Here is a 10,562-nt window from a genome sequence, read left to right on the forward strand (position 1 = left end):
GTCACAAAGCTTAGATTCCCAACCTTCAGGATTGACCTGCCCGGCCAACACCGGGTGGGAAGCCCACGACTTTAGTCGTGGGAGCACGTCACGATGCGGTTGCGCTCGAGTGTGGCTATCGACACGCCACTGATCGACTCGAGCTCGAGATTCGCTCCGACAACGGTGTCCCGCTGCTCTGGACGCCCGTCGTCGATGAGCCGACCGAGACGCTCGACAACTCGCTCTATCTGACGCTCGACTCAGGTGGTCCGGCCGAGAGCTGAGCACCACCGCTGTGGACCGAACCGTCGGGACGAACGCTCAAGGCCGACCACCTGTGCGAGCGCTGTACTGAACGGATGGAAGCGCACCACCCGTCTCACGGCGTTGCTCAACACTCGCTCGGGGAGTGGGCTTCCTAGTTCCTCCACCCCGCATGCAAAGTGAAAACACACCTTCAACTCCTCTCGGAAAGGCCGACGTCGTCGGTGTCTGATCGCGGGGCCGTCTGACCGAGAGTAACGCCGTCGAGACCGACGAGTATCCGTCCCCCGGCTGCTCGAGGTCAGTACTGGTGGTGGTGGTACAACAACCAACCAGACCTCCTACAAAGAGGGCCACACGCCGTCGAATGCCGGGGAATGCGAAGGCCAGAAGGTGACTCTGGCCTTCGCGACGTCCACGAGATCGCGTCGGTGTGAGGTTGGTGGGTAGGGAGACCAACCTATCATGTCCTGAAGGGATCAGGCAGGCCAGTAGTACTCCCCAGGGGTGCTAGTGGGATAGTCGGACCTACCAGCCATGTAGCCATCTCAGTCTCACCGACTAATAGTTTACCACTAACATGAATGGAGGAGCATATCGGTGCAGATCACGGCTTCTTGATGGTCTCGCCAGTATCGCCTTCTCCCCGACCGCCTCTCGAGCAGGCGAGGAACGGACACGGGAGGTGACTGAGCTGAGTGTAGACGGTATTGATATCGTCTCAGTTCGATTCACCCTTGATTTCACCCGACTTCTCGGAGGGAGGACTGTCGTCCGTCTGCGCGGCATGTGTCCCGTAGGGTAAGAGTCGGCAGAAGTCAGAGATAACGGCGAGCGGGAGTAGAGCGACTACGATGGCGTACGTAACGCCGAGCAAGAGGATCCCCCACCTACGTTGAGCTAAGAACTCACGGGATATGAAAGAATGGCGGGCGGCATCGGTCAACTTTACTGTTTCTTGGAACATGGCCCCTTCCTTGCTCATTGTCGGCTCTCACCACTGCACAGGTGATCTATCTATTATAAATACAGTAGTTTTAGGTCCCTACACACAGCCCCTTGGTACGGTGTCCCAACCCTCCCGAACGCGGACGAGACTCCCGCGAGCGCCCGGCGACAGTGCTCAGTGAGGACGACCCGGAGGCTGAGGGTACCAGCTGGGTTCACAGAAATGCAAGGAGGAAGCCCACGGTTAAAGAGTACTCCAACGGAACCCCACACCTCCTCAGCCCACATCCACAAACGGCGTACGTGCCTCTCTCAGCCATCGCGATCACCGATGTGGACCGGAACTGATGATGTCGGGACCACTTTCTCTGCGACACGACCGAGCACGTAGCGCTCGAAGCCCGTCTTGTCGCGGGTCCCCCTCACGATTCGATCGAGATGGTTCCCCAACACGTCTGTACTGAAGCGCTCCTGACCGCCGTGCACCGATTCCGGTCTCGACCGGGAACGAACGTAGTAGTCCGGAACCTGCCGAGCGGCTACTCGAGGACGAACTCGAATTCACTGCTGCAAGCTGCGAACTACGGTTGGAGTACGGAAGCGGTTCAGCAAGGAGCACACCTCCGGAGCGGATTCCGCTCGTATGGAGCGTGCGCTGGGTTACTGCGTCCGATCACTCATGTTGCCCTGACTGAGAACTCCGAGGCCGATAGCAACACCGGCAGCGACAACGATCCCCCAAAGCCCAATGAGCACGGTTCGGCGAGTTACCCTCATTTTGTTTTCATTACCATTTCGTCTCACCGCGTGCTGGAAGTAACCGGGCTGTCCTCGCTCAACTGGACGAACAGCCTGGCCAGCTCCTCGACGCAGGCACCGACGATCTCGGCAGGCCTGCGACTGTCCGCGAGACAGGGGCGCACACCTAACGGCCGCAGTTCGTCTGTGCGGCTACGGCCCGCTGTAAGTACTGACGCCACTCGCTCGGAGGAGCGAGCGATCACTACCAGTGGTCTGGAGTCGGTGCTCGACAGGCGTCGCGTCAATCAGGTCACCAAATCTACCCATCTACCTCTATACTAGTTAACACCTCACATAAATCTAGTGTGGCTTTGGGTTAAGTGTAGATGTATACTCGACATTTCAATAATGTGTCTCGCTCTATCTTTCTACGAGGAGAGAATCCCGTCGTAAACGACGGGAGTGAATCCGACAACCCTGACGCCAACTACCGATTGGGGGTGAGTTGTTCCTGTGGGAAGACTCCTCTGTGACCGCCGTCGACCGGCTCGATGCCCTCGCAGTTCGTGACCGCATCGAGTCCCGATCAGCGGCCCTCAAGAGCCAGGCCACGGCGAGTGTTCCAGTCGCTTCGCTCCTCTGGGCATCGTACTGCGGCAGCCGATACCATTGCCCAACAGTCGACCGCGTCGGCGGACACGTGCGACAGGCCCCCGAGTCTGTCTCGCCGGCCGCCACTCGACGTGTTAGCCACGCACTCACTCGAGCGGACGCTAGCGGTCGCTGGCCACCTGCATCACCGGCGCGTGCGATGGGTTCATTACTCTCACACGGCTACCACTGGCACCCGCGATCGTATGAGCAAGTACGACGGCCTCTTCGAGGCGACGGCGCCCGACGACAGCCCCTTCGCCGACAAGGCCGCCCCCGATCCCTCGCCGACCCCCCGACGATCCACGCCCGCGACGACCAGGAACGCGAGCTGGCGACGATTCTCAACGGCGCCAGGAGGGGTGTCTCCCACCGACGGTCTCGATCTACGGCCCGCCGAGCACCGGCAAGACCCTGACCACGAGGCGGGCCTGTCGGGAGTTCGCCGTCCGGACCGAGTCAGTCGCCGTCGAGTACGTCAACCTCAAGGAGTGTCGCACGCTGTTCAGCGTGGCCAACGAGATCCTCGTCGAGCTCACCGGCACGAAACGGAAGGCCTACGAGGGGTTGAACGGTGTTTTCGAGGCGATCTGGACCGCCCTCGAGGCCTCTCCCGAGTGGACCGTGCTCGTCCTCGACGAGATCGACCACGTCCGACACGATTCGAACGACGATCCCAACGAGTTCTCTGCTAGGTAACCATCCCGAAGGAAACGCGCCCGCAGGCATGGCTCTCGGTTCGGCGGTCGAATCGTCGTCCGCCGCGCTGCCGAACTGTTTTGCCCGTAGCGCTCGTTCGGCTATCTATGGGAGTGTATGCCGACGACGTGGCCGAATTCGCCCGCTCGGACGACGCCGGCGATGACGACCGCGAGCCACTCGGCGAGCGGCTTCGCGGACTGGCATCCGAACTCGACGTCGATTCCGTCGACGAAGTTCGGGGCCTTCGTGAACGGCGATGAGGCTGTTTCTCGATACGAACGTCTTTGTCGCTGGCGTCACCGATGAACCGGAGGCTGGGGAGCTCGCAACCGAGCTACTGACACCGATCACGACTCCCTGAAGTGACCAGTTCTACGATCCAGGCGGGCCAACGGACGGGCGATACGTTCATTGCTGACACTCCATTACCACCGATACTCGCGGTATGAGCAAGTACGACGACCTCTTCGAGGCGACGGCGCCCGACGACAGCCCCTTCGCCGACAAGGCCGCCCTCGACCCGCTCGCCGACCCGCCGACGATCCACGCCCGCGACGACCAGGAACGCGAGCTGGCGACGATTCTCAACGGCGTTCAGGAGGGGTACCTCCCGCCGACGGTCTCGATCTACGGCCCGCCGGGCACCGGCAAGACGCTGACGACGCGACGCGTCTGTCGGGAGTTCGCCGCCCGGCACGACCGCGTCGCCGTCGAGTACGTGAATCTCAAGGAGTGCCAGACGCTGTTCAGCGCGGCCAACGAGATCCTGGCCGCAGTCGGCGGGGAGAAGCAGGGCGCTTACGCGGGGCTGGATGGCGTCTTCGAGGCGATCTGGGACGCCCTCGAGGCCTACCCCGAGTGGACCGTGCTCGTCCTCGACGAGATCGACCACGTCCAGTACGATGCGAACTACGACCCCAGTGATTTCTTCTATCGATTACTGCGCGGCGAGGGCCGCCTCCAACGGGGGCTTGCCCTCTCGGTGTGGCTGGTGAGCAACGAACTGCTCGAGGTCGACCTTCGACTAGATAGCCGCGTCGAGAGCGCGATGAGCGACGAGGCCATCTGCTTTCCGCCCTACGACGAGCGCGAGCTCCGGGCGATTCTCGAGCCCCGCCTCGAACGGGCCTTTCGGGAGGGTGCGGTGCCCGACGACGTACTCGCCGACGGCGTCCGCGAGGCCGCCCGGCGGTGGGGCGACGCCCGGAAGGCGCTGACGCTATTTCGCCAGGCCGGCGAACGCGCGGCCGACGACGGCCGCCAGCGGCTGACGACGGAGTGTCTCGAGGCGACCCTCGAGACGACCGAGCGGGCGGCGGTCATCGACAGGTTATGTAACCTGCCGGCCAACCACTTCGTGGTGCTGGCCGGCATCACCGCCTGGAACGACGCGACCGGTCTCAAACAGCCCGTCTCGACAGGCGAGATTTACGACTACCTCCACCAGGACGGCTACCCCGAGGAGCTTCAGCTCGGGACGCGCACGATCCAGACCCTCGTCACCGACCTCGAGACGATGGGCCTCGTCGAGACCTGGATCGACTCCCGTGGTGACAGTGGTCGGGTCAAGCAGATCGAAACGACGTTCGAACCGCGCTGGGTCCGCGAGGCGATAGACCCGTACGCCGCCGATTCAACGTATCTGGACACCGTTTTCGAGCGGTAGCCGTCCGTGAATCCGGTCGACAGGGGCTGAAATGACACCTCGTACGTTTCATATGTGACCGGCATCGGAACGGAACCGGTTTCGCTGCGCTTCCCGGCAATTTATACCGGAAGATCCCCAACCCCTCCACAGCAGTCGTCGTGCCAACACATCACGAGAGCGGTAAACTGCCGGCCGACACCGGTCAGGTGCCCGAGATGGTATCGACGACGTGCACCCAGTATGAGAACCGAAACCGGTTTCGAGCCAAGTCGCACTGACCGCGAGCAGATCCTCGAGATCCTCGCCGAAACGATCGACGAGATGCAGGAGCGGATCGATCCCCCGGCGGCCGACTCGCCCGAGGAGCAAGAGCTTCAGATCAAGTGGATCCGCGCGCAGGGGTATCTCGCCGGTCAGTACCGCAAGCTGTTGAAAGACGAGGACCTCGATGTCCTCGAAGAGGAGGTCGATCTGCTCAAGACGGTCTCCGGCCTCGAGAAGCGATGACCAAACGCCGACTCGAACGCGATCTCGAGACGCTCAGCAACGAGGTGCTCGCCGAGCTTGATCCAATAGAACGCAACCGGTACCTCTTCGTCGCACAGGCACAGGGGAAAGACTTCTGGATCGAGCGGTTGAACGAAACATGCCCGACCGAGCAGCAGGGCGAAACGCTCGCATTCGGCTACCTCTCGCTTCATTTTGCGTTCGAGGCGGTGTACGACCTCCATACGACCGTGCTGCAGTTCCACCTGCTCGAGAGACAGATATGGGCCCCCATCTTCGAGGAAAGCGATAACCTCCCTTCGGCGGAGGACCGCGAGCAAGCGTCCGACCGAGCAGACGACATCCGGGCGCAGTACACCACATTGTATATCGCGTACCACGGGAATCGTCGCTTCGCCGAGGACTGGCTCGGTATCGAGTTCGAGACGTGGCTGGCCACCCACAAGCACGGGTCGATGGTGATCGACCTCGCGGAGGACACGCTCGACGATCCAACCCAACAGCAACTCGCCGAGGAGTGGGCGCTCGAGAAGCCGGAGCCGTTCACCGATGAACCGATAGACGACCCGCTCGGGGTGCTCGTCGACAGATGCTACGAGTCTCGGATAGCGGAGTTCGAGTATCTCTCAGGAAGGAGCTACAGCGGATAATCGGGGCGCAGTGGTCGGTTGACGATCGGAGGACGGTGCTGGGCACGGGTCGTTTGCTCGGTCGACTTGGGTCGGCGCGGTTGGAACTCAGCTCGTTACCGTGGCTGAATTTTCCGCGACGTGTGCCACAGCTCCGTTCTCATCAGTGACGGTCTGCGGTCGCGCTCTCGCCCCGCCGAATCCGGAGCTCGAGGACGGCGGTCCAGGCAATGATGGCCGGCCGGTTTTGACGAGCGGCTCGCGTCCCGGCGATTCGAGCGTTGCCCGGCGATCGACGGACGGGAGCGGCTGGGCGGGCCGTCCTGGCGCATCGGCACCCAGTGTTGAGTGACGTGGGGGCCACGCGTGGCCGGCCCACGATACGGCGCCGGTGGGGACGCCGCCCGCGGACTGACGCGAGAAGCGATGCTAAGATGGGGCTGCGATCGAAATTGGGTCTCGATCCGTCTTCAGCTGTTTCAATGATCTGCCTGAGTGTCAGCACTTGAAACTGACACGAGATTTTATTCAACACCTCATCTACTGGACACACATAGTGTTGAGTGAGTGTTAGATCATCTAGCCCCGTTTACGGAGATCATCTTTCCCGCGGTGTACGTGCTGTTTTTCCTCGGGACGCTGTGCTGTCTCGCGTTCGCCCACCGACACGTTGCACGGCAGGTCTGGCTCGCGGGGTTCTTTACGACGCTGCTGGCGGTTACGCTGGTCGGGATGCCGCTGATGCCGGTCGTCGACATGCACAAGTTCGCCGAACCGAACGACGAGGAACGGACCTATTACGAGGTTCGCATCGTCGATGCGGCGGGCAACGAACTCGAGTACGACGATCGCGCGACCCCGCCGACGAGCGGGTCGCGAACGTCGACGATCGCCGGCGACATGACCGCCGAGTACGACGACGACGAGCGGCTGGCGATGGGCGAGTTCTTTGTCTCGAACGCCATCGAGCATCGGGCGGAGATCGAGTCGGGCGGGCCACCCGCCTACGAACGGTTACAGCCCCCGCGATACGTCGACGACGAGCCCTGGACCGCCGACGAGCTCGCGGCCTACGAGGCGTTCGAGGCGGTCCGCGTCTACGAACGAACGATAACGTTCACCGACGATACGACGGCGGTCGAATCGAACGAGGAACAGCTCCTGCTTACGGTCGACGTGGCCGAGCAAACCATCACCGAACACGACAACCCATGAGTGCGTTCGTCAATTACTTCGCCGACGACAGCCGGTCGTCTCCGTTCAACCTCGCCGTCGTTCGCGTTCTCCTCGGAACCTGGGTCCTCTGGCGGGTCGTCTCGCTCGACTGGGGGTTCTACGGGGAATGGCCCGACCACCACGTCAACGACCCGATCGCGTTCCTCCATCAGGACCTCTTTTTCGCCCTGTTGCCCTACCAGCAGTGGGTGGTCGCCGCGTTGCTGGTCTCGTTCATCGTCGGCTACAAGATCCGCTGGAGCGGCGGTCTCGCCAGTCTCCTGGTGATGCATATGCTGGCGGTCAAGTCGACGATCTACCTGGCCGGCACCGTCGAATCGCTGTTCGTCTGTGCGTATTTCATCCTGCTGTTCGCGTTCTTTCACGAGGACGATCTGCTGTCGGTCGACGCGCTCCTTCGAACCCGAAACCGGTCGCTCGAGCAGCTGAACGCGTTCCTGAAAGAGGGGCCGAACCAGGAGTACCGGCTGCGTGCACTCAGATGGGGACTGCTCGTCGTCGGATTGATGTATCTCGGGGCCGCGTGGGGCAAGATCATGAGCGGGCCGCTCGAGATCTGGCTCTCCGGTGCCGAACTTCGACAGGACATCCTCGAAGCCCAGGAACTGATCGGCGTCGACCGACCGCTGGCGGCGCCGATCCTCGAGGTCGAGATACTGGGCTGGCTCGGCTTCGTCGGCACCGCGCTGGTCCAGCTGTCGCTGATCGTCACGATCCTGCTGGGGCTGCCGATCACGCTGTCCGCCCTCGGACTGCTGGGCTTTCATACGTCCGTGATCGCCACGCTCGGCCTCTACTTCATCGATATGTTCCTCGTTCTCGTGTTGTTCGTCGCCTGGGACGTCGGCTATCGAAAGCTTGCGGCCAACTCGAACGACGCCACGCTGGTGTACGACGAACGCTGTGCGTTCTGTGCCCGGTGTCTCTACCCGTTCAAACACCTCGATATCAACCGTTCGGTGCAGTTTCACTCCCAGTCGGACGTGCCACCGGAGCTAGCCACTCGGGACGACGTCAACCTCGACGCGGAGATGTACCTGTTCCGGGACGGCAAGGCCTATGGCGGCTACGAGGCGTTCCGACAACTGTTCAAGCAGTTTCGGATTTTCGCCCCGATTACGCTGGTGATGGCACTCCCGCCGGTCAGGACTGTCGGCAACCGAGCCTACGAGTATCTCGCCCGTAACCGCAGTCGTCGCTTCGTCTGCAATCTCGAGACGAACCAGTCCTGAGTTGACTGCGGGTCGCTCGTCCGTTCTCTCGACCGAGGCAGTCGGGAGTGAACTCGGTGCGCTCGGCCGGGTGAGGCTCGTCGACTGCCTTGGCTATACGAGCGTTGCCTGGCCGACGACCGTCACGGGCACAGACCCGTGCTGCGGGCCCGCCACCTCCCTCAGAGTCCGATCCAACCGTACTGGATTGGCCTGTACAACTCCCGCTCTCGCCTTGCGGATAGGGCTGGCGAGTAACGACCATCCTCGAGGTTGATCGGCCGCTTTGGCACCCGTGAACGCTACCGGATCAGTCTGAACGTTCATCCCCGTTCCGGTTGAAAGTCGCGTTATGAGTGAAAAGATCGTTGTTTATGGAGGGCCCGAGGGGGTGGAGACGGTGCGAACCGAACGCTTGGAGTACGAGTCGAGCGTGGAGTGTTGGCGGTTCGACTGCACCGGCTCCCGAGCTCCTTCTCGCGTTCATTCGTTCCGCCGAGACTTTGCTCAGTATCACTCAAACTGTGATCGTGCTCGATCGCGCGGACAACACCATTCATACCGCTGTTCGTGACCTGGAAGCCGCACTCGAGCGTGGATTCCCGGCTGTCTGGAACCTGGTGCTCGCGCGGTCGAGCGGCTCGAGGGCGGGCCGGCCAGCACGACACAGCCACAAGCGAGTCGGGCACGAACCGCCCGCACTCCTCGAGTCGGTCGTTGGACTGGAGTTCGGCAAGACCGCGCTCGACTAGCTCGTCGTGGCCGCGGTCGCCGAGCCCGGCCCCCACATCGAGTGGCTCGAGGATCGGCTCTCGGGTGTCATCTCCTGTGAGCACGAACCCGCCCACATCGACACACTCGAGCATGCGGGGTTTGCCGCCGCGACCGCCGTCAAAAAACATCGGCGGGGGGATCGCCGAGGTCCGCAACCACCTGTGGGGCACACTCGAGCGACAAGTCTCGAGACCGAAAGAACACCGACCACCGGCTCTCCGACGAGGCGGGGCCGACTCGAGGGTGGCACACCAGGGCAGGCAACCGGGGCCACAGTGGAGGGCGCCTGCACGCCGGTGATAGTCGCGCGGGTCCGGCCCGCTCGGGGTCCTGGAGCGCCGCGGCTCAGTCGAACCACTCGGCGTACTCGCCACAGTCGGTGCACTCGACGCGGGTCGCCCACTCGTCGCCGCGTTCGTGGTCGTCCGGCGAAATATTTATCATGCTGACATTCAGCGAGCCACACTCGGGACACTGCGACGGGATCGCCCGGGTCATGCCACCGAGGCATTACCGCCTGTCTCCGGTAAGCGTTATCAAACGGGTATGACACCCTACGGATAAGATTAAGCGAGGGATCGACTTGGTGCGCTCTGGGGTGGCGCTCTAGCTATTTCAGCTGGTCGCTGAAGGAAAGTGGTCGGCTTGCCTCGGCAGCGATCGTCTCGGAGACGACCTCGAGTGGACGGCGGTCACCGGCCCGTCAACACCGGAAGCGTACAGGCCGAAGACGAGTTCCGGCCGGATCGAGGGGAGATCCAGCCCGCCAAGATCGCCTCGGAACCCGTATAGCAGACGCTGGCGACCGCGAGACGGGCGGTGTCGGTGTTTCGGTGTCCAGCGGTTTTCGACACCCGACCGAGGGCGCAGACGAGCGCGCCGAGAGAGCGGCTGCCAGCGATAAGACCGGTGCTCGAGAGCGGTTGCTCGGGAGGTGATCCGGTGGTTCAAACAGTGGGGGAGGAGCAAGTCCTCGACACCGGCGCCGGTGTCCGATACTCCCGACCGTGACGACGGCCGTGTCGGCCTGCTCGTCGCCGACCGCTGTCAGCCCCTGATTCGGGAGTTCCACAGCGACACACGGTGGACGACGTCCACACGACGGGTGCCACCGACCACTGTCTCGACGCGCTGCGGTAGGCCGTGATGGGGACGACGGTCCAGGACCGATCCCCATCGCGGTGACCGTGCTCGATTGGCCGCCGGCTCGGCACGCGGCCGGGACCGACCGCGTTGTGACCGGCGGCCCGCCTCCCTAGGTGCCAGCTG

The 10,562-nt window shown here is 62.7% G+C and carries 11 protein-coding genes and 2 pseudogenes; 10 read left to right on the plus strand and 3 right to left on the minus strand.

What is annotated here, in order from left to right:
- Positions 1–77 precede the first annotated feature (77 nt).
- Entirely contained in the window at positions 78–266 is a 189-nt protein-coding gene (locus C491_RS16885) for a hypothetical protein (RefSeq protein ID WP_005558475.1), read from the plus strand.
- Between the two features lie 701 nt (positions 267–967).
- Here the strand turns inward: C491_RS16885 and C491_RS16890 are convergent.
- Entirely contained in the window at positions 968–1,231 is a 264-nt protein-coding gene (locus C491_RS16890; protein WP_049892216.1) for a hypothetical protein, read from the minus strand.
- Positions 1,232–1,365: 134 nt separating this feature from the next.
- Between C491_RS16890 and C491_RS23005 the strand changes: the two genes are divergently transcribed.
- Complete coding sequence (locus tag C491_RS23005; protein ID WP_160167165.1) at positions 1,366–1,542, plus strand: hypothetical protein; 177 nt, start codon at positions 1,366–1,368, stop codon at positions 1,540–1,542.
- On the opposite strand, the gene C491_RS24290 is transcribed toward C491_RS23005, so the two are convergent.
- Positions 1,507–1,680 carry a universal stress protein gene (locus C491_RS24290; RefSeq protein ID WP_206537577.1) on the minus strand — a complete coding sequence of 58 codons (174 nt, stop codon included), beginning with the start codon at positions 1,678–1,680 and terminating at the stop codon, positions 1,507–1,509. The two genes, C491_RS23005 and C491_RS24290, sit on opposite strands and share 36 nt — an antisense overlap.
- Before the next feature lie 1,112 nt (positions 1,681–2,792).
- Between C491_RS24290 and C491_RS24295 the strand changes: the two are divergent.
- The 8 genes and pseudogenes from C491_RS24295 to C491_RS22675 form a co-directional block, all read left to right on the plus strand.
- Positions 2,793–3,282, plus strand: a pseudogene (locus C491_RS24295) (AAA family ATPase); the annotation flags it as partial.
- Between the two features lie 110 nt (positions 3,283–3,392).
- Positions 3,393–3,548, plus strand: a complete 156-nt coding sequence (locus tag C491_RS23390) for a hypothetical protein (RefSeq protein ID WP_169331748.1) — start codon at positions 3,393–3,395, stop codon at positions 3,546–3,548.
- 185 nt (positions 3,549–3,733) lie between these two features.
- Entirely contained in the window at positions 3,734–4,954 is a 1,221-nt protein-coding gene (locus C491_RS16900; RefSeq protein ID WP_005558481.1) for a Cdc6/Cdc18 family protein, read from the plus strand.
- A 222-nt stretch (positions 4,955–5,176) separates the two neighbouring features.
- On the plus strand, positions 5,177–5,443 hold the full coding sequence (locus C491_RS16905) for a hypothetical protein (RefSeq protein ID WP_005558483.1): 267 nt from the start codon (positions 5,177–5,179) through the stop codon (positions 5,441–5,443).
- 44 nt (positions 5,444–5,487) lie between these two features.
- Positions 5,488–6,093: a hypothetical protein gene (locus C491_RS16910; RefSeq protein WP_160167166.1), complete on the plus strand. Its 606-nt coding sequence runs from the start codon at positions 5,488–5,490 to the stop codon at positions 6,091–6,093.
- A 546-nt stretch (positions 6,094–6,639) separates the two neighbouring features.
- The gene (locus C491_RS16915) at positions 6,640–7,287 is read left to right on the plus strand and encodes a hypothetical protein (protein ID WP_241431359.1); all 648 of its coding nucleotides are present in this window, start codon (positions 6,640–6,642) and stop codon (positions 7,285–7,287) included.
- On the plus strand, positions 7,284–8,540 hold the full coding sequence (locus C491_RS16920) for a thiol-disulfide oxidoreductase DCC family protein (protein ID WP_005558489.1): 1,257 nt from the start codon (positions 7,284–7,286) through the stop codon (positions 8,538–8,540). Before C491_RS16915 ends, C491_RS16920 begins: the two co-directional genes overlap by 4 nt.
- Positions 8,541–8,977: 437 nt before the next feature.
- Positions 8,978–9,160, plus strand: a pseudogene (locus tag C491_RS22675) (IS1595 family transposase); the annotation flags it as partial.
- Positions 9,161–9,638: 478 nt separating this feature from the next.
- Here C491_RS22675 and C491_RS23395 read toward each other — a convergent pair.
- On the minus strand, positions 9,639–9,791 hold the full coding sequence (locus tag C491_RS23395; protein WP_005558492.1) for a transcription initiation factor IIB family protein: 153 nt from the start codon (positions 9,789–9,791) through the stop codon (positions 9,639–9,641).
- Between the last annotated feature and the right edge of the window lie 771 nt (positions 9,792–10,562).

The sequence above is a fragment of the Natronococcus amylolyticus DSM 10524 genome (genome assembly GCF_000337675.1).
In the GTDB taxonomy this organism is placed as follows: Archaea; Halobacteriota; Halobacteria; order Halobacteriales; family Natrialbaceae; genus Natronococcus; species Natronococcus amylolyticus.